This window comes from Asanoa sp. NPDC049573, from assembly GCF_040676615.1.
GTDB lineage: Bacteria > Actinomycetota > Actinomycetes > Mycobacteriales > Micromonosporaceae > Asanoa.
The window spans coordinates 96,843-121,093 of sequence record NZ_JBFAPI010000021.1 but is presented as its reverse complement, the minus strand read 5'-3'; the positions used below and the strand labels follow the sequence as shown (position 1 = coordinate 121,093).

General features: G+C 73.3%; 25 protein-coding genes. 14 read left to right on the top strand and 11 right to left on the bottom strand.

Annotation, left to right across the window (positions count from 1 at the left end):
- A partial coding sequence (locus AB0J74_RS33310) for an FCD domain-containing protein (RefSeq protein ID WP_363455294.1) occupies window positions 1-415 on the top strand: 415 nt, incomplete at its 5' end.
- Between the two features lie 182 nt (window positions 416-597).
- Here the strand turns inward: AB0J74_RS33310 and rpiB are convergent.
- On the bottom strand, window positions 598-1,050 hold the full coding sequence (rpiB, locus tag AB0J74_RS33305; protein WP_363455291.1) for a ribose 5-phosphate isomerase B: 453 nt from the start codon (window positions 1,048-1,050) through the stop codon (window positions 598-600).
- A 132-nt stretch (window positions 1,051-1,182) separates the two neighbouring features.
- On the opposite strand from rpiB, the gene AB0J74_RS33300 reads away from it, so the two are divergent.
- A complete protein-coding gene (locus AB0J74_RS33300) occupies window positions 1,183-1,941 on the top strand; it encodes a class II aldolase/adducin family protein (protein ID WP_363455288.1) in 759 nt (252 codons plus the stop codon).
- A gap of 114 nt (window positions 1,942-2,055) precedes the next feature.
- Here AB0J74_RS33300 and AB0J74_RS33295 read toward each other — a convergent pair whose 3' ends face one another.
- The 3 genes from AB0J74_RS33295 to AB0J74_RS33285 all read right to left on the bottom strand — a co-directional run bounded on the left by AB0J74_RS33295 (window position 2,056) and on the right by AB0J74_RS33285 (window position 4,531).
- Window positions 2,056-2,670 carry a dihydrofolate reductase family protein gene (locus AB0J74_RS33295; RefSeq protein ID WP_363455285.1) on the bottom strand — a complete coding sequence of 205 codons (615 nt, stop codon included), beginning with the start codon at window positions 2,668-2,670 and terminating at the stop codon, window positions 2,056-2,058.
- 90 nt (window positions 2,671-2,760) lie between these two features.
- Complete coding sequence (locus AB0J74_RS33290; protein WP_363455282.1) at window positions 2,761-3,405, bottom strand: M15 family metallopeptidase; 645 nt, start codon at window positions 3,403-3,405, stop codon at window positions 2,761-2,763.
- The gene (locus AB0J74_RS33285) at window positions 3,389-4,531 is read right to left on the bottom strand and encodes an acyltransferase (protein WP_363455279.1); all 1,143 of its coding nucleotides are present in this window, start codon (window positions 4,529-4,531) and stop codon (window positions 3,389-3,391) included. The genes AB0J74_RS33290 and AB0J74_RS33285 overlap by 17 nt, the downstream gene beginning before the upstream one ends.
- Before the next feature lie 128 nt (window positions 4,532-4,659).
- Here AB0J74_RS33285 and AB0J74_RS33280 point away from each other — a divergent pair, with 128 nt between their 5' ends.
- From AB0J74_RS33280 to AB0J74_RS33265, 4 genes are read left to right on the top strand one after another with little or no spacing between them, the layout of a single operon-like run.
- Window positions 4,660-5,700, top strand: coding sequence for a LacI family DNA-binding transcriptional regulator (locus tag AB0J74_RS33280; protein WP_363455276.1), 1,041 nt, complete (start codon window positions 4,660-4,662; stop codon window positions 5,698-5,700).
- Window positions 5,697-6,776 carry a maleylacetate reductase gene (locus tag AB0J74_RS33275; protein ID WP_363455273.1) on the top strand — a complete coding sequence of 360 codons (1,080 nt, stop codon included), beginning with the start codon at window positions 5,697-5,699 and terminating at the stop codon, window positions 6,774-6,776. The genes AB0J74_RS33280 and AB0J74_RS33275 overlap by 4 nt, the downstream gene beginning before the upstream one ends.
- A complete protein-coding gene (locus AB0J74_RS33270; RefSeq protein WP_363455270.1) occupies window positions 6,773-7,318 on the top strand; it encodes an NUDIX domain-containing protein in 546 nt (181 codons plus the stop codon). The genes AB0J74_RS33275 and AB0J74_RS33270 overlap by 4 nt, the downstream gene beginning before the upstream one ends.
- Window positions 7,303-7,485, top strand: a complete 183-nt coding sequence (locus AB0J74_RS33265) for a hypothetical protein (RefSeq protein WP_363455267.1) — start codon at window positions 7,303-7,305, stop codon at window positions 7,483-7,485. The genes AB0J74_RS33270 and AB0J74_RS33265 overlap by 16 nt, the downstream gene beginning before the upstream one ends.
- Here AB0J74_RS33265 and AB0J74_RS33260 read toward each other — a convergent pair.
- Genes AB0J74_RS33260 through AB0J74_RS33250 form a run of 3 tightly spaced genes read right to left on the bottom strand, consistent with a single transcriptional unit; the run spans window position 7,440 to window position 10,493 of the window.
- The gene (locus AB0J74_RS33260) at window positions 7,440-8,378 is read right to left on the bottom strand and encodes an RNA polymerase subunit sigma-70 (RefSeq protein ID WP_363455304.1); all 939 of its coding nucleotides are present in this window, start codon (window positions 8,376-8,378) and stop codon (window positions 7,440-7,442) included. The two genes, AB0J74_RS33265 and AB0J74_RS33260, sit on opposite strands and share 46 nt — an antisense overlap.
- A 2-nt stretch (window positions 8,379-8,380) precedes the next feature.
- Window positions 8,381-9,205: an alpha/beta hydrolase gene (locus AB0J74_RS33255; protein WP_363455264.1), complete on the bottom strand. Its 825-nt coding sequence runs from the start codon at window positions 9,203-9,205 to the stop codon at window positions 8,381-8,383.
- A complete protein-coding gene (locus AB0J74_RS33250; protein WP_363455262.1) occupies window positions 9,153-10,493 on the bottom strand; it encodes an MFS transporter in 1,341 nt (446 codons plus the stop codon). The genes AB0J74_RS33255 and AB0J74_RS33250 overlap by 53 nt, the downstream gene beginning before the upstream one ends.
- A 66-nt stretch (window positions 10,494-10,559) precedes the next feature.
- On the opposite strand from AB0J74_RS33250, the gene AB0J74_RS33245 reads away from it, so the two are divergent.
- Window positions 10,560-11,549 carry a DUF5937 family protein gene (locus AB0J74_RS33245; RefSeq protein ID WP_363455259.1) on the top strand — a complete coding sequence of 330 codons (990 nt, stop codon included), beginning with the start codon at window positions 10,560-10,562 and terminating at the stop codon, window positions 11,547-11,549.
- Between the two features lie 79 nt (window positions 11,550-11,628).
- On the opposite strand, the gene AB0J74_RS33240 is transcribed toward AB0J74_RS33245, so the two are convergent.
- Window positions 11,629-11,907, bottom strand: coding sequence for a PLDc N-terminal domain-containing protein (locus AB0J74_RS33240; RefSeq protein ID WP_363455256.1), 279 nt, complete (start codon window positions 11,905-11,907; stop codon window positions 11,629-11,631).
- Between the two features lie 59 nt (window positions 11,908-11,966).
- On the opposite strand from AB0J74_RS33240, the gene AB0J74_RS33235 reads away from it, so the two are divergent.
- The 5 genes from AB0J74_RS33235 to AB0J74_RS33215 all read left to right on the top strand — a co-directional run bounded on the left by AB0J74_RS33235 (window position 11,967) and on the right by AB0J74_RS33215 (window position 16,790).
- Window positions 11,967-13,169: an amidase gene (locus AB0J74_RS33235; RefSeq protein WP_363455253.1), complete on the top strand. Its 1,203-nt coding sequence runs from the start codon at window positions 11,967-11,969 to the stop codon at window positions 13,167-13,169.
- A 94-nt stretch (window positions 13,170-13,263) separates the two neighbouring features.
- On the top strand, window positions 13,264-14,850 hold the full coding sequence (locus AB0J74_RS33230; RefSeq protein ID WP_363455251.1) for an ABC-F family ATP-binding cassette domain-containing protein: 1,587 nt from the start codon (window positions 13,264-13,266) through the stop codon (window positions 14,848-14,850).
- A 4-nt stretch (window positions 14,851-14,854) separates the two neighbouring features.
- Complete coding sequence (locus AB0J74_RS33225; RefSeq protein WP_363455248.1) at window positions 14,855-15,877, top strand: aldo/keto reductase family protein; 1,023 nt, start codon at window positions 14,855-14,857, stop codon at window positions 15,875-15,877.
- Window positions 15,862-16,365, top strand: a complete 504-nt coding sequence (locus AB0J74_RS33220; protein ID WP_363455245.1) for a cyclic nucleotide-binding domain-containing protein — start codon at window positions 15,862-15,864, stop codon at window positions 16,363-16,365. Before AB0J74_RS33225 ends, AB0J74_RS33220 begins: the two co-directional genes overlap by 16 nt.
- Window positions 16,362-16,790: an SRPBCC family protein gene (locus AB0J74_RS33215; protein WP_363455243.1), complete on the top strand. Its 429-nt coding sequence runs from the start codon at window positions 16,362-16,364 to the stop codon at window positions 16,788-16,790. Before AB0J74_RS33220 ends, AB0J74_RS33215 begins: the two co-directional genes overlap by 4 nt.
- Here the strand turns inward: AB0J74_RS33215 and add are convergent.
- A complete protein-coding gene (add, locus tag AB0J74_RS33210) occupies window positions 16,765-17,754 on the bottom strand; it encodes an adenosine deaminase (protein ID WP_363455240.1) in 990 nt (329 codons plus the stop codon). The genes AB0J74_RS33215 and add overlap by 26 nt on opposite strands.
- A 23-nt stretch (window positions 17,755-17,777) precedes the next feature.
- On the opposite strand from add, the gene AB0J74_RS33205 reads away from it, so the two are divergent.
- Window positions 17,778-19,100, top strand: a complete 1,323-nt coding sequence (locus AB0J74_RS33205) for an aldehyde dehydrogenase family protein (protein ID WP_363455237.1) — start codon at window positions 17,778-17,780, stop codon at window positions 19,098-19,100.
- Here the strand turns inward: AB0J74_RS33205 and AB0J74_RS33200 are convergent.
- The gene (locus AB0J74_RS33200; RefSeq protein ID WP_363455234.1) at window positions 19,090-21,408 is read right to left on the bottom strand and encodes an NB-ARC domain-containing protein; all 2,319 of its coding nucleotides are present in this window, start codon (window positions 21,406-21,408) and stop codon (window positions 19,090-19,092) included. The genes AB0J74_RS33205 and AB0J74_RS33200 overlap by 11 nt on opposite strands.
- Before the next feature lie 134 nt (window positions 21,409-21,542).
- Between AB0J74_RS33200 and AB0J74_RS33195 the strand changes: the two genes are divergently transcribed.
- Window positions 21,543-23,009 (top strand): DHA2 family efflux MFS transporter permease subunit, encoded by a 1,467-nt coding sequence (locus AB0J74_RS33195; protein ID WP_363455232.1) that lies wholly within the window; start codon window positions 21,543-21,545, stop codon window positions 23,007-23,009.
- Window position 23,010: 1 nt separating this feature from the next.
- Here AB0J74_RS33195 and AB0J74_RS33190 read toward each other — a convergent pair whose 3' ends face one another.
- Window positions 23,011-24,090: a hypothetical protein gene (locus AB0J74_RS33190; protein WP_363455229.1), complete on the bottom strand. Its 1,080-nt coding sequence runs from the start codon at window positions 24,088-24,090 to the stop codon at window positions 23,011-23,013.
- Between the last annotated feature and the right edge of the window lie 161 nt (window positions 24,091-24,251).

Below are 24,251 nucleotides of genomic sequence, written 5' to 3'. Positions count from 1 at the left end.
GTTGACTGCCGCTGACGTGACTGAGGCGCGTCTGGTGTTCGAGTTGGGGATTATCCCGTTGTTGGTGGAGCGGGCGACTGATGAGGACATCGCTGGGTTGCGTGAGTTGGTCGGGGTTCATAAGGCGGCGCTCGATCGTGGCGAATATGACATGTCGATGTCGGCTGATTTCCATGTTCGGGTGGCTGCGTGTACGCATAACCCGGCTATCGAGATGCTCGTGCAGTCGTTCCATGGTCCGTTGTTGATGTCGTTGGTCGAGGCGAAGGTGACCGCGCCGCTGATGGGCCACAAGGGCACACAGGAGCATGCCGAGTTCATCCGCGCGATCGCCGCCCGCGACGCCGACCGGGCCATCGCGATCATGACCAAACACCTGAAGCGGACCGCGGACCGCGTCCGCCGCGCCGGATAAGCCACAGCTTGATCTTCAACCCATCGCCGCCGTGGTACAGCGCGTCGTGGTGGAACGCGCGGCTCCGACCACGTCGGGAGCAGGGCCTGGCCCGCCGCGACTGGCGACCGGATGAGCTGTTCGCACGGTCGTTGATCGATGAGTACGCGATCTGATCGGTGCCGGCCGAATCATTGAGTCACTCATCGGAGCGGCTCGCCTCGTTCGAGGGCGGCGATCTGGTCGAGCCGGCGCTGGTGCCGCTCGCCCTTGAAAGGCGTGGACAGCCAGGTGGAGGTTATGGCCACGGCCTCCGCCGGCCCGATCACCTTCGCGCCGAGGACCAGCACGTTGGTGTTGTTGTGGGCGCTGGAGATCTCCGCGAGGAACGTCGAGTGACAGAGGCCGGCGCGGATGCCGCGAATCTTGTTGCTGGCGATTGCCTCGCCGCCACCCGTACCACCGATGATGATGCCTCGCGCGGCGTGCCCGTCCGTGACCTGCCGGGCGACGTCAGCGCATAGGGGTGGGTAGTCGACGATCTCGGTGCCGTGCGTGCCGCGGTCGTCGACCTGATGTCCCTCGGCGGTCAGCCACTCGACGAGCGTGGCCTTCATCGGGAGGCCGTTGTGATCGGCGGCGATCGCGATTCGCATGTCAGGTCCTCAGGCCGTCAGGTCATGGGTGGACCAGGTGCCCGTCACGGTCCTGAGCTCGGTCATGTGTGGCATGATAATCGTTAGACCTTAAGACCAACAGGCTTCATCTCGTCGAAATGGACCCCTATCGTGGGCGGTGTGCCGGGCCCACCCTCGCCTCATAGTGGCGCACGACGGACCATCGCGCTCGCCTGCCGGGTGCTCGCCAACGCCGGCCTCGCGGATGACATCCTCGGTCACGTGAGCTTGCGGCTCGGGCCCGACCAAATGCTCGTACGATGCCGTGGCCCCGAGGAGGAGGGGCTGCTGTTCACGCGCGACCAGGACGTGCACCGCGTCGACCTTGACGGCCGGGCTGACCTCCCGCCTGGCTGGACCGTGCCGAACGAACTGCCGATCCATGGAGAGCTGCTGCGGGCGCGCCCCGAGGTGGACGCCGTCGTGCACTGCCATCCGCTGGCGGTCCTCGTAGCCGGCGTCGAGGAGATCCCGCTGCGCCCAGTCTTCGGCGCCTATCACATCCCCGCGGCCCGTCTGGCCCTCGACGGCGTCCCGGTCTACCCGCGGGCCGTACTGGTCCGCCGCCCGGAGCTCGGTCGCGAGCTGGTCGAGGCGATGGGTTCCTCGACCGTGTGCCTCATGAAGGGCCACGGGATCGCCACGGTCGGGTCCGGCCCGCACGCCGTCGAGCAGGCGGTGGCCCGCGCATTGACACTGGACGCGCTCGCGAAGGTCAGTGTGGAACGGGCCCGGCTCGGGGACCGCGCCCGTGACCTCACGCCGGAGGACGTCGCCGAGCTGCCGGACCTGGGCTCATCGTTCAACGACCTGAACATCTGGCGGCACCACCTCGCGCGGCTGCGGCTGGCCGGGCTCGCGCTCGGCTGAGCGGGCGCCGCGACTGCGGCGCAGTCCCTTCCACGCCGCGCGACAGCAAGGGCGGCGCCGCATCCGATCGATGCTGGGCAGAACGATGACGACGCGGGACGCCGCTCCGGACCACTACTTTCCTTCGGGAACCTGGCCCTTGATCTCGTCGTAGCCGACCTTGGCGGGCGCTGCCGTCGGCGCGTAGATCACGCGGAGCACGCCCGTCGGGAACGCCTCCGTCGCGATCACCCGCAGGTGGTAGGGAGCGTCGCCCTCGTCGAACAGCTTGCGGCCCTTGCGTGCTGCCACCGGGTGCACGAGCAGGCGCAACTCGTCGACCAGGCCCGCGGCGAGCAGTTGCTGCACCACCGAGATCGAACCGGGGATGAGGATGCCCCGGACACCGGGATCCGCCTTGAGGGCGGTGACGGCCTCGACCAGCTCGCCGTCGAGCAGTTCGGAGTTTCGCCAGGTGAACTCCAGCGGCTGGCGGGACACGACCACCTTGCGCACGTCGCCAAGGTGCTTGGCCATCGGCGCGTCTTCGCCTCCCGCGGCCTCTCGGTCAGGCCAGGCGCCCGCGAAGCTGTCGTAGGTTTCCCGGCCGATGAACAACACGTCAGCGGTGTCGTAGTCCTCGCTGACCGCGCGGCCCATGTTTTCGTCGAAGTAGGGGAAATGCCAGTCCGGGTCGATCTCCGCCACACCGTCGGCCGAGATGAACAGTGTCGAGATGACCTTTGCCATTGCGTTGCCCCCTGCGTCGATGGTCGGTCGGACCCGATGCAGTATTTCAAACCCGGGACGAGCCTGGACGCCAGGTGGGCCCGAGGGCGGTCAGGGAAGGTCGACCGGGCCGTAACGCGTCTGCGCGGCCCTGGTCTGCAGGGCCCAGTAGCGGTCGCCGTAGGACCAGTGCCACCACTCCGTCGGGTAGTTCACGAAGCCGGCCGCGCGCAGCGCCGCACCGAGAACATAACGGCTGTGCCGTGCGGCCGGCGCGATCTGCGCCGCGGCCGTGAAGCAGGCGTTGCCGCTCGCCACCGGGCTGTCGTTGACCGCCGTGCCCATGTCGACCTCGCGGCCGGATGCGTCGACCAGTGTCAGGTCGACCGTGCCGCCCGTGCTGTGCGGCGCCACCGACGGTGGCGACACATACTTGCTCGCCTCCACGTGCAGCCGCGACGGGTCCCACTGCGGATAGCGCGACCGCAACTCGTCCTGGTAGCCCGAGAAATACCGCTGCTGCAGCGACAACGGCCGGTAGGCCTCGACGACCAGCAACCGCAGCCCGTCCGGCAACGAGCGCTGCGCGGCCAGCAGCCGCCGCACCGCGTCCTCGCGCAGGTGCGCGTAGGCACCGCGCGGGTCGGCCAACCGGTCGTCGACCCGCAACTCGGCGACGGTGCGCAGGTCGACCAGCGGTTCGCCGACCTCGCCCAGCGGGATCGCGGAGATGCGCGGGTCAGACAGCAGGATCACGGGACGGCTCCGATCGTTTGTGAGGTAGGTCGAACAACCACCGCGCCCCGACCGTCACCAGTCCACGATGGATGGCCAGGCTCGCGGCGATCACCAGCGCGGTGACCATGACGGGATAGCCCGGCGAGATCAACAGTTGGGCGCCGCCGCCGAGCCCGGACAGCGGCCGGAGCAGGACCCGGTGCAGCAGCGCCAGCACCGGCATGTGGATGACGTAGACGGGCAGCGTGACCCGACCCAGCCGGACCAGCGGGGCGCGCAGCCGCGACCGGCGCGCCACGCGGGCTGCCGCCGTCACGCCGAACACCACGGCCACCACCGACACCAGCGGCCACACGCCGAACCAGGTCTGCGCGCCGGCGGCCGCCATCGCGACGAGGACGATCGCGTAGGCCGTGAAACTGAGCACCAACCGCCTGCGGGTCGCGCCGGCCGCCAGCCGCTCGATCGACGGACGCAGATAGAGACCGGCCAGGAAGAAGACCAGGTTCTGGTAGACGCCGGCCCGGTTGCCGGGCACGGCCAGCAGCCCGGCCGCGGCCACCGCCGACAGCACGGCGGCGGGCACCGCGACCGCCAGTGGCGGCAACCGCCGCAGCGCCTTGGCCAGCACGAAGTAGAGCGCCAGGGCGTAGAGGTACCACAGGTTCGACGGCGTGATCGTGAGCTGCTCCAGCAGGCCCCACACCGAGGTCGCCCGGTCGGTCGGGAAGCCCGGCGCGGCCGCCAGCAGCGCCGTGTGGATGAGGAGCCACACGGCGTACAGGTAGAGGAACTTGGCGATCCGGCCACGGGCGACCTGCCGCCAGGGGCGCCGCACCGCGTTGGTCGCGAAGACCCCGGAGATCGCGAAGAACAGGGGCATCCGCAGCGGCAGGAACTGCTCGCCGAGCGTTCCCCAGAACCCCGGCACCGGCAGCCCGATGTGCCAGTCGACCAGCAGATAGTGCTTGACGATCACGTGCCACGAGACCACCAGGACGATGCAGGCACCCTTGGCGGCGTCGGCCCACTCGGCCCGGGCGGCAACGGGCCCGGGCGCGGCGGCGCCGGCGAAGGCCGAGCGCCACAGGGCACGGCCGCCGGCGCGGTCGACGAGCACCGGGGTCGGTGGGGAGAGGAGCACACCTGGAACGGTGACCGCCGCATGTCCGCGGCCGATCCGCGGATTGTCACGACGCCGTAATAAGCCGTCCCGGGTGAGGCCGGCCGGGTGCGAGATCCGCCACTGTCTGTGGCACCCTAATCACACCTATGTCTGAGCTACCCGGCGGTGTGCGGATCAAGGACGTGGCGGTCGCCGCGGGCGTTTCGGTGGGCACGGTGTCCAATGTGCTCAACCGCCCGCATCTGGTCTCCGTTCCCACGCGCCGGCGGGTCAGCGCGGTCATCACCCGGCTCGGCTTCGTGCGCACCGAGTCCGCCCGGCACCTGCGCAGCGGGGCGAGCCGCACGGCCGCGATGCTGGTGCTCGACGTGGCCAACCCCTACCTGACCGACGTGGTCCGCGGTGTGGAAGACGCCGTCGCGGCGGCCGGGCTCGCGGTCATGCTGGCCGGCTCCGGCGGGCTGCTCGGCCGCGAGCAGCGCTACCTGGAGATGTTCCAACAGCAGCGGGTACGCGGCCTGCTCTGGAACCCGACCAACGCGGTCGCGCCCCGCACCGACGGGCTCGACCGGCTCGGCATCCCGGTCGTCTTCCTCGACCGGCACCTGGAACGCACCCACTCCAACGTCGCCGTCGACGACGTCGCCGGCGGCCGGATCGCCGCCGAGCACCTGCTGGAGCGCGGGCACCGGCGAATCGCCGTGGTCGGCGGCCCGGCCACGCTCGCGCAGGTCGAAGACCGCCGCGACGGTGCTTACGAGGCGATCCGCCGGATCTCCGACGGCAGCACCACGCTGCTGACGATCCCGACGCCCGACCTGACCCTGCGCTCGGGCCGCGGCGCCGCCGACCAACTCCTCGGGATGCACCCGAGCAGCCGGCCGACCGGCGTCTTCGCCGCCAACGACCTGGTCGCCATCGGGCTGCTCCAGGGGCTGCTCGCGCACGGCGTCCGGGTGCCCGACGAGATCGCCATCGTCGGCTACGACGACATGGAGTTCGCCGCCGCCGCGGCCGTGCCGCTGACCTCCGTGCGGGCGCCCCGCGCCGAACTCGGCCGGCACGCCGCCCAGTTGCTCCTCGACGAGATCGAGGCCCGCGACGCCGGCCAACCCCTCGCTCCCCGCCACCTGCGCTTCGAACCCGACCTGGTGCCGCGCGCGTCCACCAGGAGGGCCGCCGGATGATCCTGCCGGTCGACGTCGACGGCCTGCGGGTGATCATGCGCCCCGGCGCCCTGCGGCTCGTCGACACGGAGACGGAACGGCTCGGCGGCTCCCGGGTGCTGCTGATCGCCGGCGGCTCCGCGGCGGCGCACGGCGACACGGTCGCGGGGCTGCTCGGCCCCCGGCTGGCCGGGCGGGTGACCGAGGTCGCCCAGCACGTGCCGGCCGAGATCGCCGCGCGGGCGGTCGCGCTGGCCGGCCAGGTGCGCGCCGATCTCGTCGTCACGATCGGCGGCGGGTCGGCGACCGGCCTGGGCAAGGCGGTCGCCCGGGCGACGGGACTGCGGATCCTGGCCGTGCCGACCACCTACTCCGGCAGCGAGGCCACCACGATCTGGGGGCTCACCGAAGACGGCCACAAGACAACCGGGCGGGATCCCCGGGTACGCCCGGCCACCGTCATCTACGACCCCGAGCTCTTCGCCACGCTGCCGGCGGACCTGGTCGCGACGTCGGCCCTCAACGCGTACGCCCATTGCGTTGAAGGCCTCTACGCCCCCGACGCGACCGACCGGACGACGGGCTGGGCCGTCGACGGCATCGACCTGCTGACCAAGGGCCTGGACATGACCGGGCACCCCGACGCGGCCGCCGTCCGGCCGCACCTGCTGCTCGGCGGGTTCAACGCCGGGCTCGTGCTGGGCGCCACCACGATGGGCATCCACCACAAGCTCGCCCACGTGCTCGGCGGCACCTACCGGCTGCCGCACGCCGCCACCCACGCCGTCCTGCTGCCGCACGTCGTCGCGGCCAACGCGAGCGCGGCTCCGGACGCGATGACCCGGGCCGCGATGGCGATGGGCCTGCGAAAGGGTGACCGCGACGTCGCCGGCGGGATCTGGACGCTGGCCCGGAGCAGCGGAGCGCCGCGGTCGCTGGCCGAAATCGGCTGGTCGTCCGACGCCGCGGACGACGTGATCGAGGCCGTGCTGGCCGCCCCGCCAGCCAACCCTCACCCGATCGAGCGCTCCTGGCTCCGCGACCTCCTGCTCGCGGCACACCGCGGCGAGCGACCCGAACGTACGATTCCCGGGTGATCTCGCACGCGCACGTCGCCGAAGTGGTCGCCAGCTACCTGGCCCAGCATCCCGACGAGGCCGGCCGGCTCGCGCCGCTGTCGACCGCCCTGGCCGCCGGAGCCGACATCGTCTCGCGAAGAACGTTCGTGCCCGGGCACGTGACCGCGTCCGCGGTGGTGCTCGACCCGGCCGGCCGGATGCTGCACATCCGCCACAACGTCTTCAACAAGTGGCTCCAGCCGGGCGGCCACCTCGAGCCCGGCGACACCACCCTGCTCGGCGCCGCCCGGCGCGAGGTCGAAGAGGAGACCGGCATCCCGGCGGCACTGCTCACCCTGGTCGACGAGTTGCCCTGCGACATGGGCGTGCACGCCATCGCCGCCAACCCGCGCCGGGTCGAGGACGCGCACCACCACTTCGACATCCGCTACCGGTTCACCACGGTCGCCGACCCGCACACCCGGGTGCAGGCCGACGAGGTGCACGGCATCGCCTGGCTGCCACCGGACGAGGTCGAGGTCGAGTTCCGGGCCAAGGTACGCGAATGGGCCCGGTTGTGAACTGGGGCCGACTGGTGACCGGCCCGCTCGTCCCGCGGACCTGCCGGCGACCGCGGCGGGCGGGCTCGCGTTCCTCGACGACGATGCACGACGGTGGCGAGATCGGCGTGCTCCGCGACCTCTACCGCGCCGGGCTCGGCGCGGTCGGCGGCAGCACCGGGGGATAGCCGAACCGGTCGACCTGGTCGGCCCCGGTGAACAGCACGATGCCGGCCAGCCCGGTCGGGGTCGGCGACAGCAGCACCACACCGAACGCGATACCGGCCCGGTAGACGACGACCGCCGGCTGGCCGTTGGCACCGACCGGGAACATCGCCCACTCGCCCGGATACCCCAGCACCGACGCGAGATAGGGCACGCAGGTGGCCTTGCCGGCGAACCAGGTGCGCGACGGCACCACCTCGAGGGTCGCGTCCTTACGCAGCGCCTCCTCCAGCGCGGTCATGTCGGTGTCGACGAAGGCCGCCATATAGGCGTCGAGCTGGGCCCGCGCCTCCGGCGAGGCCGGATCGGACAGTGGCTCGCCGCGCGCCGCGTCCAACGTCGCGCGGGCCCGTTGCAGGCTGCTCTTCACCGCCGGCACCGACATGTCCAACAAGGACGCCACGTCGGCGGCCGGGAACTCGAGAACCTCGCGCAGGAGCAGCACCGCCCGCTGCCGCGGTGGCAGCAGTTGCAGGCTCGCGATCAGCGCCAGCCGCAGGCTCTCCCGCCGCACCACCGTGTCGGCCGGATCGTCGGCCAGCGGCTGCAACCAGGGCAGGTCGGGATCGAACGTGGCCTCCGCGCCCGGTTCGTCGGCGGGTGCGCCCAGGCCGGAGGGCAGCGGGCGGCGGGCCCGCTGCCCCAGCGCGGTGAGGCAGGCGTTGGTCGCGATCCGGTAGAGCCAGACCCGCACCGAGGACCGGCCCTCGAACCGGCCCCAGCCGCGCCACGCCCGCAGGTAGGTCTCCTGCACCACGTCCTGCGCCTCGTCGGCCGCACCGAGCATCCGGTAGCAGTGCGTGGTCAGCTCCCGCCGGAACGGCTCGGCCACCGCCGCGAACTCGCCTGCCTCCATCGTCACCGCTCCAGTTTCGGGCGTACCCACGTCGCCAGGCGCCGGATCGCGTCATCCGCCTCGGGTGCGCGCCCGGCGGCCATCTGGAAGGTGTGCTGCTGCTCGTCGAAGACGTCGCAGCGCACGTCGACACCGAACTCGCGGGCCCGCTTCTCCAGCAGCAGGGCCTCGTCGAGCAGCGTCTCGTCGCCGCCGACCTGGATGAACATGGGCGGGAAGCCGGTCAGGTCGGCGTGCAGCGGATTGACCGCGGGGTCGCGCGGGTCACGCCCGGCGAGATACATCGCGGCCAGTCCCTGCACCACGTCACGGTAGAAGAAGCCGTCCTTCGACGCGTTGGTGTCGAAGCTGTCGCCGCTGACCGCCATGTCGACCCAGGGCGAGATCAGCAGCAGCGCCGTCGCGCCGGGCAGGCCACGCGAGCGGCCGGCCGCCTGCATGGTCACCGCCAGACCGCCGCCCGCCGAGTCGCCGGCGACCACGATCCGATCGAAACCCCGACCGACCAGCCAGGCGTACGCCTTCAGCGCGTCCTCCTGTTGCGCCGGGTACGGGTGTTCCGGGGCATACCGCTGGTGCGCGATCAGCGCCGGCACGCCGATCGCCTTGGCCAGGTGCCCGTACATCTTCCGGTGGGTGAAGACGGACCCGCTGATGAAACCGCCGCCATGCAGGCACAGCAGCGCGGCGCCGTCGGCGGAGGAACCCCGCGGCACCAGCCACAGGCCGTCCTCGACCTCGATGTAGTCGACGCCGCGGGGCTCGGCGGTCAGGTCACCCCAGTGGTCGTCGGTCTCCCGCGGCTCCGGCTCCGGCGGCGGATTCAACCGGTCCCGCGTCCAGGTCCGATACATGCGCTCCACGGCGCGAGATTGTGTGCTGGCCATCAGCGTTCTCCTTCCCTCTGCCGGTGTTGACCGCACCGGGGTCGAGAAGGAATCGGCCGGGCGGCACCAGCAGCACGGTTGTGACCGTCGCCACACCGGCCAGCGCCACCGCCCAGCGCGGAGCGGTCACCGCCGCGATCCCGCCGAACACCGCCGGGCCCACCCCTTGCAGGGTCATCAGCCCGGTGGAGAGCAGCCCGAACGCCTGACCGCGGCCGCTCTCCGGCACCGCGTCGACGAACGCCCGCTGCAGGCCCAGCGAGTAGGCGAACCCGGCGCCGCTGGCCACCATCAGCGCGGCGCAGACGACCAGCGGCGGATTCAGTGCGAAGAGCACCGGCGGCAGCCCGAGCAGCAGGACCAGCGGCGCCACCAGCCGGACCCGGGCCGCCGGCGGGACGAGCCGCCCGAACAGCAGTTGCCCGAGCAGCATGCCGAGCGGCGAGCCGCCCATCAGCAGGCCGATGGCGGCGTCCGGAAATCCGCGGCTGCCGGCGTACGCCACCATCAGCGCCTCGGCGCCGACCACGAACGCGCTCGGCAGCCACTGCACCAGCAGCAGCCGCCGCACCCAGGGGTCACCGAGCAGGGCCGCATTGGTCGACCAACTCTGCCGGACCGCGCCGCCGGTGGCCGGCACCGCCGGCAGGTCGGCCAGCCCGAACCGCACGATCAGCCCGGCCGCCAGGTGGCAGGCGGCGGAGAGCAGCAGGGCCCGCTGCGCACCGAGCGCGCCGACGGCGACACCGCCGAGCGTCAGCCCGAGCAACTGCGCGCCGCCGGAGGCCATGCTGGTCAGGGAGCGGCCCAGCACGTACGCGTCGCCGGTCAGAACGTCGGCGACCAGCCGGCTGGACGCGCCGTTGAACACCGGCGCGCCGACCGCGACGACGCCGACCAGCGCCAGCCGCAGCCAGGTCGGCATGGGCAGGGTGGCCAGGGCCAGCGCGGCCAGGCATTCGGTACCGTAGCCGGCCACGATCAGCGGTCGCGGCCGCAGCCGGTCGGCCAGCGAGCCGAACAGGGCGCCGCCGAGGACCTGGGGTAGGAAGCCGATGCCGAACGTGACCGCCGACAGCCAGGCCGAACCGGTCGCGGTGAACACCAGCACCGAGAGGGCGACGATCCGCAGCGCGTCGGCGGCGATCGCGATCGACCGGCTGGTGAACAGGACCCGGAAGGCGGGCACCGCGAAGACCTCGCGGTAGGTGGCGGTCTGCGTTGTCACCGCGTCAGGCTGCGCCCCGGCGCCGCGGGTTGGCCAACGTTACGGACCTGGCCGTAACGTCGAGGCATGCTCCGTTACCTCGTCGACCAGGCCGACCTGCTGCACAGCCGGTTCGCGCTGTCGCCGAGCTTCGAACTGGAGAACCTGCTGCGGGTGCTCGACCACGTCGACGACGGGCCCGCCCGCCCGGGCGGCCCGGTGGCCCGGCTGCGGCCGGCGTTCGAGCACCTGCGCCGCCGCGACCCGGCGATGCGGGCGCTGCTCGCATTGCACTATCCGCACGGCGGCGCCGGATTCGTCGCGCCGCCGCCGACCCGGGCCGCGCTGCAGACCATCGACGACGACCTGGCGGCCGTACGCGCGGTGCCCCTCGCCGTCGCCCGGGCCGAGATCGCGGTCAGCCTGGCCGCCCGCCCGGCCGACGACCCGGACGCCCGCGAGATCCTGGCCTCGCCCGACGTCACCGACCTGCTCGCCGACGGCCTGCGCCGGGCCTGGGACGCCCTGCTCGCCGCCGACTGGCTGCAACTGCGGGCGATCTGCGAGCGCGACATCGTCTACCGCTCGGGCCTGCTGGCCCGGCACGGCTGGGCGGCGGCCCTCGATGGCCTGCACTCCCGGGTCCGCTGGCGCGACGGCGGCATCGAGGTGAACCGGATGACCGACCGTGAGATCACCGTCGGCGGTCGCGGCATGACGTTCATCCCGTCGGTGTTCATCTGGCCCGGGCTCGCCGCGCACACCGACGACCCGTGGGACCGCTGCATCCTCTACCCGGCGCGCGGCATCGCCGACTGGTGGGGCACGCCGCCGGCACCGGCCTCGGCCGCGCTGGAGGAACTGATCGGCCGCACCCGTGCGCGCATCCTGGTCGCGCTGCGCGAACCGGCGAGCACCACCCAACTCGCGCGTGCGCTGGCCCTGCCGGTCGGCTCGGCCGGCGACCACCTGCGCGCGCTGCGCCGCGCCGGCCTGCTCGACGCCGCCCGCTCCGGCCGCTCGGTGCTCTACCACCGCACGCCCCTGGGCGACCTGCTGGTCGGCGCTCGCGGATGATGCGGACCTGACCGCGGCCAACCCGGCTAGCCGGCCGCGGCCACCGACGCGCGGGCCCTGGCCGCGCGGGCAGCCCGCTCTAGGGCTGCACGTCGGTGCTGGTGCGCAGGCGGCGGCCCCAGGTCAGGTAGGCGATCGAACCGACCGGCTGCACGAACAGCGCCGGCCACCAGAGCGCCTTGGGGCCGCGGACCAGGTGCTGCGGGCGGCGCAGCAGGTCGAGGGCGGCGGCCGTGGTGCAGACCACCTCGAACGCGGCGAGGGTGACCACCCCGGCCCGCCGGGCGGTGCCGAGCCCGGCCCAGAACTCGCGCAGTCCCGCCTGTGGCAGCGGCCCGGTCTCGAAGTCGTCGGCCATGCTCCGAACGTACCCCCGGACCGGCCCGGGATCGGGTCGCTCGCGTAGTTTGGTGGCCGATGGCGCAGCTTGACCTCGTCGGGCCGCGGTCGCTGGCCGACCCGGTCCCGCCCAGCGCGTGGCGCGACCGGATCGACGCCGTCGACCCGGTGATCCACGCCTTCCTGCCCGAGCGCGGCCCGCTGGCCGCCGACGGCCCGCCGCTCGGCGTCAAGGACATCTTCCGGGTCGACGGGTTCGAGACCCGGGCCGGCTCCGCGCTGCCGCCCGAGGTGTTCGCCGGTCCCGAGGCGTCGGTGGTGACCCGCCTGCGCGCCGCTGGTTGCCAGGTCGTCGGCAAGACGGTGACCGCCGAGTTCGCCAGCGTCGACCCTGGCCCGACCCGCAACCCGCACGACCCGGCGCACACGCCGGGCGGTTCGAGCAGCGGTTCGGCCGCGGCGGTCGCGGCCGGGATGGTGCCGATCGCGCTCGGTTCGCAGACGCTCGGCTCGGTGATCCGGCCCGCGGCGTTCTGCGGCGTGGTCGGCTTCCGCCCGACGCACGGCCGGGTGCCGGTGGACGGGATGGTGCCGCACTCGCCCTCGCTGGACACGGTCGGCTGGTTCACGGCCGACGTGGCCTCGGCGGCCCGCGTCGCCGCCCTCGCGTGTCCAACGTGGATGCCCCCGGAAGCGGCCGGCGTTCCCGTGCTCGGCGTGCCCGCCCCGGCCTACCTCGCTCAGGCCGGGCCGGCCGCGCGGGCGGCTTTCCAGGAACAGCTCGACGCGTTGCGCGACGCGGGCTTCACCGTGCGGGCCACCGATTTCCTGTCCGATGTGGATGACGTCGTGCGCCGGATGCGGGATCTCAACCGGTTCGAGCTGGCCCGCACCCACGCCGCCTGGTTCGCCGAATACGGCGACCGCTACCGCCCGCAGACCGTGGCGGCTATCCGTGAGGGGCAGGCGGTCACGCCCGACGACTACGCCGCGGCGGTCGCCTGGCAGCGGGAGTTCCGGGCGCGGTTCGACGACACCGGCATCGACGTCTGGGTGACGCCCGCCGCACCAGGCACCGCACCCCGTGGCCTCGGCCACACCGGCCACGCCGTCATGTCGGTCCCGTTCAGCGTCGCCGGGGCGCCGGCGGTCTGCGTACCCGCAGGTCAGGACGTTGCAGGGTTGCCCTGGGGTGTGCAACTCGTCGGTGCCCGCGGCGCCGACGAACGGCTGCTCGGCTGGGCGGCCGGGTTGGCAGCGACGCTCGCGCCGCCGCTATAGTCGACGGCGATGTGAGCCACTGACGCCAACCGCGCCCGCGACCGAGGCCCCTGCCCGGCGGGCGAAGCTCCCATTTTTCGCCGGTGGTGTCGCCATGTCCAAATCCCCCCTGATCGCCCATGACCTCGTCCGCACCTACGGCGGCCGCCGGGTGCTCGACGGCGTGTCGCTGACCGCCGCGCCCGGTGACCGGATCGGCCTGATCGGTGAGAACGGCACCGGCAAGTCGACGCTGCTGCGGCTGCTCGCCGGCGCCGACGAGCCCGACGGCGGCAGCGTCGTCCGCCCGCCCGACCTGGGCTACCTGCACCAGGAGATGCCCTTCGACCCGGCCGCGACGATCGCCGACGTGGTCGACGACGCGCTGCGCGAGTCGCGCGCCCTGCTCGCCGATCTCGACCGGCTCAGCGCCGCGATGGTCGACGACCCGATCGGGCCGCTCGAGGAGTACGGCGAGCGGCTCGACCGGGCACAGGAGACCGACGCCTGGGACGCCGACCGCCGAGCCGGCCTGGTGCTGACCGGCCTGGGCCTCGGCGACGTGCCGCACGACCGCACGCTGGACGAGATCTCCGGCGGGCAGCGCGGCCGGCTCGCGCTGGCCGCCCTGCTGATCCGCCGCCCGTCGGCGCTGCTGCTGGACGAGCCGACCAACCACCTCGACGACGCCGCCGCCGCGTTCCTGGAGGAGCAGCTCTCCGGCATGCCCGGCGTCGTGGTGCTGGCCAGCCACGACCGCGCGTTCCTGGACGCGGTCTGCACCGACCTGATCGACCTCGACCCCGCCGTCGAAGGGCCGACCCGCTACGGCGGCAACTACACCGCCTACCTGGCGGCCAAGCACGCCGAGCGGGAACGCTGGGAACGCCGGTTCGCCGACGAGCAGGAGGAACTGGCCGAGTTGCGCCGCTCGGTCGCCGTCACCGCGCATCAGGTCGCGCACGGCCGACCGGCCCGCGACAGCGAGAAGATGGGTTACGGTGCGACGGCCGGTCGGGTGGAGCAGCAGATCTCCCGGCGGGTCCGCAACGCGAGCCGCCGCCTCGACGAACTCGAACGCGTGCAGGTGCGCAAGCCCCCGGCACCGCTGCGCTTTCGCGCGCCGGTCCTGGCCGCCGCCGGCGCCGAGGGACTGCTGGTCTCCGCCCGCGACCTGGTCGTGCCGGGCCGGCTCGAGCTGGACCGTCTCGACGTCTCGGGCAACGACCGGCTGCTGGTCACCGGGGCCAACGGCAGCGGCAAGTCGACTCTGCTCGCGGTGCTGGCCGGCGCGTTGGCCGCGGAGGGTGAGGTGCGACGCCGGCGCGGCCTGCGGATCGGCCTGCTCACCCAGGACAGCGTGTTCGACCGTCCGGAGCGCACCGCGCACGAGGTTTATGCGGACGTGTTGGGTCCGGATGCCGTACCCCTGCGGTCGCTGGGCCTGCTCGGTCCGCGCGACGCCGCGCGCCCGGTAGGCGAGCTCTCCGTCGGCCAGCGCCGCCGCCTCGCGCTGGCGCTGGTCCTCGCCGACCCGCCCGAGCTGCTGCTGCTCGACGAGCCGACCAACCACCTCTCGCCGCGGCTGGCCGACGAACTCGAGGACGCGCTCGGCGAAGGCCCGGGCGCCATCGTGGTGGCCAGCCACGACCGCTGGCTGCGGGACCGCTGGACGGGCCGCCGCCTCGACCTTCTAAGTTGATCGAATGGAGCATCGCGCACTCGGCCGGTCCGGACTGTGGGTCAGCGAGGTCATCTACGGCAACTGGTTGACACACGGGGAGACCGTTGACCGGGTTGCCGCAACGGCCTGCGTGCGGGCCGCCCTGGAGGCGGGCATCACCACGTTCGACACCGCCGACGTATACGCGCAGGGCGAGGCCGAAGCCGTCCTCGGCGAGGCGCTGCGCGGCACCCGGCGGGAGGCGCTGGAGATCGCCACCAAGGTCTGCCTGCCGACCGGCACCGGCCCCAACGACCGCGGCCTGTCCCGCAGGCACGTGTTCGAGTCGTGCCACGCGTCGCTGCGCCGGCTCGGCACCGACTACGTCGACCTCTACCAGGCCCACCGCTTCGACCGGGCGACACCGCTGGAGGAGACCCTGGTCGCGTTCGACGACCTGGTCCGCCAGGGCAAGGTCCGATACATCGGCGTCTCGGAGTGGACGGCCGGCCAGATCGCCGAGGCGCTGGCGCTGGCCGACGACCTCGGCCTGGCCCGTCGCATCGTCGCCAACCAGCCGCAATACAACATGCTCTGGCGGGTGATCGAGCCCGAGGTGCTGCCGCTGTGCCGGCGCGAGGGCATCGCCCAGATCGTCTTCCAGCCGCTGGCCCAGGGTGTCCTGACCGGCAAGTACCTGCCCGGCGCGGCGCCACCGGCCGGCTCCCGCGCCGCCGGTGCCGGCCGGGCGCCGCGCTTCATCGGCCGCGTCCTGGGCGACGCGGTGCTCGACCGCGTGCAGCGGTTGCGCCCGCTGGCCGAGGACGCCGGGCTGACCATGGCCCAACTCGCGATCGCCTGGACCCTGGCGACGCCCGGCGTCAGCGCGGCAATCATCGGCGCCACCCGACCGGAGCAGGTCGCCGAGAATGCCAGCGCGGCTGGCGTACACCTGACGCCCGAGATCCTGGCGGCGATCGACCGGACCCTCGGCGATCTGGTCGACACCGACCCGACGAAGACGGCCGACATGTTCGCGGTGAAACCGGAGTGGACGGCCTCCTGAACGCGGCACTGGCCGGCAGCTTTCTGGGTAAGCTGCCGTCGCCCGTGGTCGACACGCTGGTCGAGCGCGGCGAGACCGTCGACTTCCCGGCCGGAACCGCGATCTACCGGGAACACGCCGCGCCCCGGGCGTGGCTGGTGGTCGACGGCCTGGTGCGGGTCTACATGACCTCGCCGCAGGGACGCGAGGTCACCGTCCGCTACGCCCGGCCGGGCGACGTGCTGGGCATCGCCGTGCTGGTCGGCGGGCCGGCCGACGTCGCCGTGCAGACGCTGGCACTGGTCGCGCACGTCACCCAGCAGGAGCTGGCCGACGCCGTCGGCTCGGTCCGCGAGGTGGTGGCCCGCGTCCTGCGCGAGTTCCGCCAGGAGCACCTGGTCGCGACCCGCCCGGACAGCGTGCACATCCTCGACCCGGCCGGCCCGCACCTGCGGCACTACCAAAGTCACAGACAGGCGGGTCCGGCCGGCGCAGGATCGGGTTCGTGAACTTCACCAACACCGTCACGATCAACCGCCCGCCGGCCGAGGTCTTCGCCTTCCTCGCCGAGCTGGAAAACCTGCCGCGCTGGAACTACGCCCTCAGCGAGACCCGGAAGATCACCACCGGCCCGGTCGGCGTCGGCGCCCGCTACCTGCAGACCCGCACCCTGCCCGCCCGGAGCGAGGAGGCGCTGGAGGTGACCGCCTACGAGCCGGACCGCCTGCTGGCGATCCGCGGCCCGCTCGGCCCGTTCGAGTCGGAGGTCAGCTACGTCCTGACCCCCGCCGGCGGCGGCACCTCACTGGCCAACACGATGGACCTGCGCCCGACCGGCGCCGCCCGGCTCATCGCGCCACTGGCCGGTTCCCGCGTCAAGTCCGCGGTGGCGACGAACCTGGCCGCACTCAAGCAACTCCTGGAGAACGGGTGATCGGCAGGTTCTCGTTCTCCCACGCGGCGATGTCGAGGAGCAGTTCGGCGCGGATCGCGGGCGGTGCGGCGCTCGCGGTGACCGCGCAGCGGGCCAGGTCGGCCTGCTCGGCCGGGTCGGTGGTGACCAGCGTGTATTGGGTGGCCAGGTCGGAGCCGAACAGCAGCGGGTCGTCGGTGCCGAGGGCGACCGGCACCCCGGCCGCCCGCAGCGCCCGGATCGGCAGGTCCGCGACCGCCGCCACGCCGAGCGGGGGATAGGAGGTCGGGCAGACCTCCAGGGCCACGCCGCGCGCGGCCAGCAGGTCGCGGGTCGCCGGGTCGCCCATGGCGGCCAGGCCGTGGCCGATCCGGTGTGCGCCGAGCACGGTGACGCAGTCGGCCACGTGCGACGGCGGCGTGTAGAAGCCGGCGTGCGGCACCACCCTCAGGCCGGCCTCGGCCGCGACCCGGCAGGCCGGCACCGCGTCGGCCACCCGGCCCAGCCGCTCGTCGTTGGACAGTCCGAAACCGACGACACCGCGACCGGCGTACGACGCGGCCAGCGTCGCCAGGCGCAGCGCGTGCTCCGGCGGTGCCGCCCAGCTCGCCGCCACGATCAGGCCGACCGGGATCGGAGCGCGGGCCGCACCGGCCAGGGCCGCCTCGACCGCGCCTTCCAGGCCGCCGGCCACCATCGCGTACGACGTGGGGTCGATCTGCAGTTCGATCCACCCGGCACCGCACGCCGCGTCGTCGCTCGCCGCTTCGACCACCACCCGCTCGATGTCGGCCGGGCCGCGGATCGCGGACCGGGCCAGGTCGTAACGCTCCTGGAAGGCCGGCCACTCGTGCACCGTCCCCGACGCGAACGGTGGCGGCAGCGGCAGGCCGTCGCGGGCGGCCAGCTCGGCCAGCGTCGCGGGCCGCATCGCACCCGTGAGATGCAGGTGCAGGTTGGTCTTGGGTAGCGTCGCGACTGTCACACCGCGAAGACTACGGAGGCACGATGACTGTCGAGAGCAGCGCCGCCGCGGCGGCCGCCGTCGCGGGCGAGCTGGCCACCTGGTCCGGCGCCCGCCGCCGCGACGTCCTGCACGCCGCGGCCACCGCACTTGAAGCCGCCGCCGACGCGATCATCGACACCGCGGCAGACGAGACCGGGCTGACCCGCCAACGGCTCGAGGGTGAGATGGCCCGCACCACCGGCCAGCTCCGGCTGCTCGGCGACTTCGTCGCCGACGGCCGCGACCGCCCGGTGGTCCGCTCGGCCGGCGCGGCGCCCGGCGGCGGCGACATCGTCGCGGTGCGGGTGCCGATCGGGCCGGTCGCGGTGTTCGCCGCCTCCAACTTCCCGCTCGCGTTCGGCGTGCTCGGCGGCGACTCCGCCTCGGCGCTCGCCGCCGGCTGCCCGGTGGTCGCCAAGGCGCACCCGGCCCAGCCGGAGACCGCCCGGCTGGTCGCCGAGGCCGTCGGCCCGACACTGGGCGCCGCGTTCGCCGTCGTACACGGCGGCGCCGACGTCTCACTCGCGCTGGTCCGGGCGCCGCAGATCCGGGCGGTCGGTTTCACCGGGTCGGCGGCCGGCGGCCGGGCGTTGATGGACGCGGCCGCCGCCCGTCCCGACCCGATCCCGGTGTACGCCGAGATGGGCGCCCTCAACCCCGTCTTCGTCTTCCCGTCGGCGCTCGACGACACCCGCTGGCCGGCCACGCTGGCCGCCGCGGTCACCGGCTCGGCCGGGCAGCTGTGCACCAAGCCCGGCCTGGTCGTGGTGCCCGACACCGAGGCCGGCGCCGCGTTCGCCGACCGGTTGGCCGCGGAGGTCGCCGCGACACCGGCGTTCGAGCGGATGCTGACGCCGGCGATGGCCGCCGCGCACGCCGCCTGGCACGACCGGGCCCCCGCCGCCGGGGGCCGGCCCGACGCGCCCGAGGGCGGCGCCGTGCCGTTCGCCGTCCGGGTCGCCGGCGCCGACCTCGACGGAGAGTTGCTGGAGGAGCACTTCGGCCCGACCGTCGTGATCGCGCAATCCGATGTGGACGCTTACGGCGGCCTCGCCGGCCGGCTGGAGGGGAGCCTGACCGCGACCGTGTTGGCCGGCGAGCGCGACGACGACGCGGTGCGCGCGCTCCTGCCGGCCCTGGTCGACCGGGCCGGCCGGGTCATCTACAACGGCGTCCCGACGGGCGTGGCCGTGGTCGACGCGATGCAGCACGGCGGCCCGTGGCCGGCGGCGTCGGGCGCGTTCACCTCGGTCGGCACGGCGGCGGTCGAGCGCTTCCTGCGCACGGTGGCGTTGCAGGGCCTGCCGGAGCGGCTCACTCCCTGAGCGACCGCAGCCGGGCCCGCACGAGCGCGGCGATCGGTAGGTCGGCGCCGGCGAGCAGGGCATCGGCCCGCTCGACGGCGGCGTCGGCCTCGGCGTGCCGGTCCAGCGCGATCAGCTGCTCGGCCTGCCAGAGCAGGTCGAGCCCCTGGCCGGCCCGGTTGCCGAGGGCACCGTAGATCTCGGCCGCCCGGCCGTAGGTCGCCGCGGCGGCGGCCGCGTCGCCGCTGTGCCGCTGCGTGTGCGCTTTCGCCTCCTCGGCGTGCGCCATTCCGGGCCGGTGGTCGACCCGGTCGAACGCGGCCAGCGCCTCGGCATGCCAGCGCAGCGCGGTCGGATGGTCACCGGCCGCGGCGGCGAGGTCGCCGAGGGCGGTCAGCGCATAGCCCTCGCCGCTCCAGTTGGCGGGGGTGTGGAAGTCGGCCCGGGCCTGCTCGACCAGCGGCACCGCCTCGGCCACCCGGCCGGTCAGCGAATACGCGAGGCCCAGCGTGAGCAGCACCCACGCCTTCTCGTGCACCTGGAGCGGTGCGGTGGCGGACAGCGCGCGGGCCCGTTCGAGCAGCGTCACCGCCTCGCCGGCCTCGTCGCGGCTGAGCATCAGCGAACCGAGGTCGCCGAGCACCTGCACCTCGCGCCGCTGGTCGCCGACCGCCGCGTAGTGCGCGCGGGCGGCGGAGAGCAGGTCGAACGCCACGCCGTGCCGGCCCGCGTCGCGCAGCGCCACGCCAAGCCCCTGCCGGGTGAAGGCGAGCCAGTCCGGGTCGCCGATCGCCGTCCACCGGCCGAGCGCGTCGGTGAGCAGCTCGACGCCGGTCGCCACGTACCCGAACGCGTTCTCGACCTGGCCCAGCCGGGTGAGCGCCTTGGCGATCGCGACCGGGTCGCCGGTTGCTTCGTCGGCCCGCAGCCGATCTCTGGCGATCGTCAGGAAGTGTGGTTGCTCGACCCGTTGCAGCAGGCTCTCGTCGGCCGCCGTGGCGAGCCGGGCCGCCTCCGCCGGAGCGCCGTGGTCGACCAGGTGGCGCACGGTCAGCGCGACGTTCTCCGCCTCGGCCTCGGCTTCCGGCAGGGTCGCGCCCGCCAGCATGCCGGCATACCAGTCGACCAGCCGGCGCAGCGCCGGCGCCGCCGCGCCGGGCGTCTCGGCCAGCCGCTCCCGGGCGAACAGCCGCATCAGGTCGTGCAGGTCGTAGCGGCCGCCGGCAGTCGCCTCGACCAGCCGGGCATCGACCAGGCGCTCCATCATGGACGCATCGCCGGTGAGCGCCGCCGCCGCGCCGGCGGCGAGGTCACGGCCGGGATAGGCGCCGAGGGTACGGAACGCCGCGCGCTGCTCCTCGGGCAGGTCGCGGTAGGCGGTCGCGAAGCTGGCGCGGACCCCGAGGTCGCCGACGGTCAGCTCGTCGAGCCGGGCCCGCTCGTCGCGCAGCCGGGTGGCCAGGTCGCCCAGTGTCCAGGCCGGACGCGCGCGCAGCCGGCCACCCGCGATCTGCAGGGCCAGCGGAAGCGCGCCGCAGGCGGCCACCACGTCGCGGGCCGCATCGGGTTCCGCGTCGACCCGGCGGCCAGCGCCGGCGGCGCGCAGCAGCGCGAGCGCGTCGTCGTCGCCGAGCATGGCCAGTTCGTGTGCGACCGCGCCGGCCAGGTCGGCCAGCGCCGACCGGCTGGTGACCAGCACCAGACAGCCGGCGGCGCCCGGTAGCAGCGGCCGCACCTGGGCCGCGTCGCGGGCATCGTCGAGCAGGACCAGCACCCGCCGGCCGGCCAGCACGCTGCGGTAGCGGGCGGCCAGCCGCTCGACGTCGGTCGGGCCGGCCACCGGTGCACCGAGCGCGTCGAGCAGGTCGGCGAGCACCGTTGCCGGATCGGCCAGCAGACCGCTGCCGCCGCCCAGTGCCGCGAACAACTGGCCGTCGGGATAGCGCCTGCGCAGCGCGTGGGCCGCGTGCGCGGCGAGGGCGGACTTGCCGACGCCCGGCGCACCCGTCACCACGACGACCGGGTGCCCGTCCTCGACCAGCCGGCGCAGCCGGGCGAGGTCGGCGGCGCGACCGGTGTAGCCGCCGGCGGCGAGCAACTCGGCGGGCGGCCGGACGAGAGCCGGTGGGTCGTCGGGGCGCGCGTCCCGCAGGCCGACCACGACGGTGACGCCGGCGGCGAGGGCGACGACCACCCAGGCGTACGGGGCCAGCGGGGCCAGTGGGGCCGGCAGGGTGCCGCCGGTCGCGACGTTGACCGCGACCGCGAGCAACACGGAGAGCAGCGTCGACGCGAGCGCGGCCCGCAGCAAACCACCCCTGCCCCGCACGGCCCACCCCCGAGATCGATCCCGGGCAGTATGGCGGGCTCCCGCCGGGCGGCGCCAGCGCCGGGAACGGCCTTGGATCGGGCGCAATAGGCTGGAACCGGAAAATTCGCTCCTGACCGAGGCGGCCTTACGCGATGGCGGCAACCGCAGAGCAGGGCGCGGCGGTCAGCGCCGCGCGGGCGCCAAACGCGCGCGCCATGCTGGTGCTGGCCATCTGCTGCTGCAGCATCTTCATCGTCGGGTTGGACACCAGCGCGCTCAACGTCGCCCTGCCGTCCATCCAGCACGACCTGGGCGCGACGCTGCAGGGAGCGCAGTGGACGCTCGACGCCTACCTGCTGGTGCTCGCCTCGTTCCTCATCCTCTCGGCCTCGGTCGCCGACCGGGTCGGCCGAAGACGCGTGTTCCAGATCGGTCTGGTCGTCTTCGCTCTGGGTTCGCTGCTCTGCGCGCTGGCCCCCAGCCTCGGCTGGCTCATCGCGTTCCGGGTGGTGCAGGCCATCGGCGGCAGCATGCTCAACCCGGTGGCGATCTCGATCATCACCAACACCTTCACCGAACCACGGGCCCGGGCCCGCGCCATCGGTGTCTGGGGCGGAACGGTCGGCGTCAGCGTCGCCGTCGGTCCGCTGCTGGGCGGGCTACTGGTGCAGGCGTTCAGCTGGCGGGCGATCTTCCTGATCAACGTGCCCGTCGCCCTGGTGGCGTTCACCCTCGCCGGCCTGTTCATCCGCGAGTCGGCGGCGGCCAAGCGGCACCGCCTCGACCCCGTCGCCCAGGTCCTGCTGGTGACCGGCGTCGGGTTGCTGACCTACGGCATCATCGAGGTGCCGATGATGGGCTGGACCTCGCCACAGATTCTTGTCGCTTTCAGCACCGCCGTGCTCTCGTTCGCCTTGCTGGTGTGGTGGGAGTCGCGCAGGTCGCAGCCCATGATCGACCTGCGGTTCTTCCGATCGCCGCCGTTCACCGGGGCGACCGTCATCGCGCTGCTGGCGTTCACCGCGCAGGGCGGTTTCCTGCTGCTCAACACCCTCTACCTGCAGGACGTGCTGGACTTCTCGCCGCTGGCCGCGGGGCTGGCCATCCTGCCGATGGCCGCGCTGATCGCGGTGTTCGGGCCGATATCCGGCCGGGTGGTGGCCCGGCACGGTCCACGACCCTCCCTGGTCATCGGCGGCATGGCCACCCTCGCGGCGGGCCTGATCACCGTGATTCCCCGCTCCGACCCGTCCTACATGCGCCTGTTCGTCATGTACGCGCTGATCGGGCTCGGTCTGGGCTGGACGAACGCGGCGATCACCAACACCGCGGTCTCCGGCATGCCCAACCGGCAGGCCGGCGTGGCGGCCGGCATCACCTCGACGATGCGGCAACTCGGCCAGGCCCTCGGGGTCGCGATCATCGGCTCGATCATCGCCGGCCAGGTGACCGAGGTGGCGCAGACGCCGGCGTTCATGCGCGCCTATCACGTGAGCTGGGCCGTGATCGCCGCGATCGGCCTGGCCAACCTGTTCCTCGGCGTGGTCACCACGTCGGCGCGCGCCGTGCGGTCGGCGCGGGAGAACACCGACCGCATGGGCGCGGCCGCTCGCGACTGAGCTACTTCACCCGCAGGGTGGCGGTCGCGGTCTCCGACCTGCCGTCGACGGTCAGCCGGTAGACGAAGCTGTCGTCGTGCTTGACGGTGTTGCGGTAGACGAACCCCTTGCTGGTGGTGCGCACGACGGTGCCGTAGGCCGGTGGCGTGACGATCTCCAGCGTGGCCGCGCTGGTGGCGGCGTCGTTGACGAGGACGCTGATGGTCTTCTGCTCGCCGAACCCGACCTGCACGGTGTCGTCCACCGCGTTTGGTGCCTCGGTGAAGTGGCCCCGGCCGTCGCCGATGAAGTGCGTGACGTCAGGCGTGGGATAGTTCCATCTCTCGGCCCGGACGTCCTGCTTGCTGTCGCTGTTGGCGTCGAGCGCGTCGACCTCGTAGTAGTCGTCGTCGCGCAGCACGACCCGTTGCCCGTCGTCGAGGGTGACGACCACGCCGCTGGTCGGTAGCGAGGAGGCGTCGCCGTCGAAGCCGGCGACCAGGTCGGTGGAGCCGTTGCGGTCGAAGTCGGCGAAGTCGTAGCTGAGCGAAACGCCGTGCGCCTCGACCGGCCCGCGCACGAGCTGCCCGGACGGGGTGTTGAGCCAGGTGATGACCGCCGCGCTCTGGTCGGTGTATTCGTAGACGTCGACGAGGTCGTCGTCGTTGAAGTTTTCCAGGCCGAGGAAGCTCGGCATCGCGATGGCGTCGAAACCGCCGGTCGGGGTGAAGTCCTCGAGGAGGATCAGATCGGTGTCGACGCCGTCCGGCCGGCCCCAGAAATAGGCCAGCAGCAACTCCGAGTCACCGTCGCCGCCCAGGTCGAAGATCACGCCCAGGTCGGGGCAGTAGGCCCAGTGGCCGGTATTCGGCCAGGTGTATCGGGTCGCCGGGCCGAATCCGCCGCCGGCCTGGCCGAGTTCCACGTCGACGCCGCATTCCAGGTTCGGCAGGTCCACCAGGGTCGCGCGGTCGGTGCGGCCGTCGCCGTTGACGTCGCCGAGCAGCGGGTCGCCCTGTCCGCCGGCGAACGCCGGCTGCGCCAGGACCGTCGTCATCGCGGTCGCGGCGACCAGTGCCGCAAGAACTCGCTTAAACCTCAATTGTCGTGCCTCCCCGTGTGGTTCCCGGCCCCGGTGGCCGGAGGCTGCGATGGCGGACCGTAACGCATTCCATGCGCGGGGTGACACCGGGCTGACCGGATTCCGACTCGCTCCGACGCCCGTCAAGCATGGACGAGCGTCATTGCCTGACCCCGGGTCCA

Coding starts and splice junctions, on each gene's coding strand:
- AB0J74_RS33225 (WP_363455248.1), top strand. CDS start 14,855: ATGGAGCATCGCGCACTCGGCCGGTCCGGACTGTGGGTCAGCGAGGTC.
- AB0J74_RS33240 (WP_363455256.1), bottom strand. CDS start 11,907: ATGGCCGACGACTTCGAGACCGGGCCGCTGCCACAGGCGGGACTGCGC.
- AB0J74_RS33205 (WP_363455237.1), top strand. CDS start 17,778: ATGACTGTCGAGAGCAGCGCCGCCGCGGCGGCCGCCGTCGCGGGCGAG.
- AB0J74_RS33275 (WP_363455273.1), top strand. CDS start 5,697: ATGATCCTGCCGGTCGACGTCGACGGCCTGCGGGTGATCATGCGCCCC.
- rpiB (WP_363455291.1), bottom strand. CDS start 1,050: ATGCGAATCGCGATCGCCGCCGATCACAACGGCCTCCCGATGAAGGCC.
- AB0J74_RS33195 (WP_363455232.1), top strand. CDS start 21,543: ATGGCGGCAACCGCAGAGCAGGGCGCGGCGGTCAGCGCCGCGCGGGCG.
- AB0J74_RS33260 (WP_363455304.1), bottom strand. CDS start 8,378: ATGGAGGCAGGCGAGTTCGCGGCGGTGGCCGAGCCGTTCCGGCGGGAG.
- AB0J74_RS33265 (WP_363455267.1), top strand. CDS start 7,303: ATGGGCCCGGTTGTGAACTGGGGCCGACTGGTGACCGGCCCGCTCGTC.
- AB0J74_RS33235 (WP_363455253.1), top strand. CDS start 11,967: ATGGCGCAGCTTGACCTCGTCGGGCCGCGGTCGCTGGCCGACCCGGTC.
- AB0J74_RS33230 (WP_363455251.1), top strand. CDS start 13,264: ATGTCCAAATCCCCCCTGATCGCCCATGACCTCGTCCGCACCTACGGC.
- AB0J74_RS33295 (WP_363455285.1), bottom strand. CDS start 2,670: ATGGCAAAGGTCATCTCGACACTGTTCATCTCGGCCGACGGTGTGGCG.
- AB0J74_RS33280 (WP_363455276.1), top strand. CDS start 4,660: ATGTCTGAGCTACCCGGCGGTGTGCGGATCAAGGACGTGGCGGTCGCC.
- AB0J74_RS33245 (WP_363455259.1), top strand. CDS start 10,560: ATGCTCCGTTACCTCGTCGACCAGGCCGACCTGCTGCACAGCCGGTTC.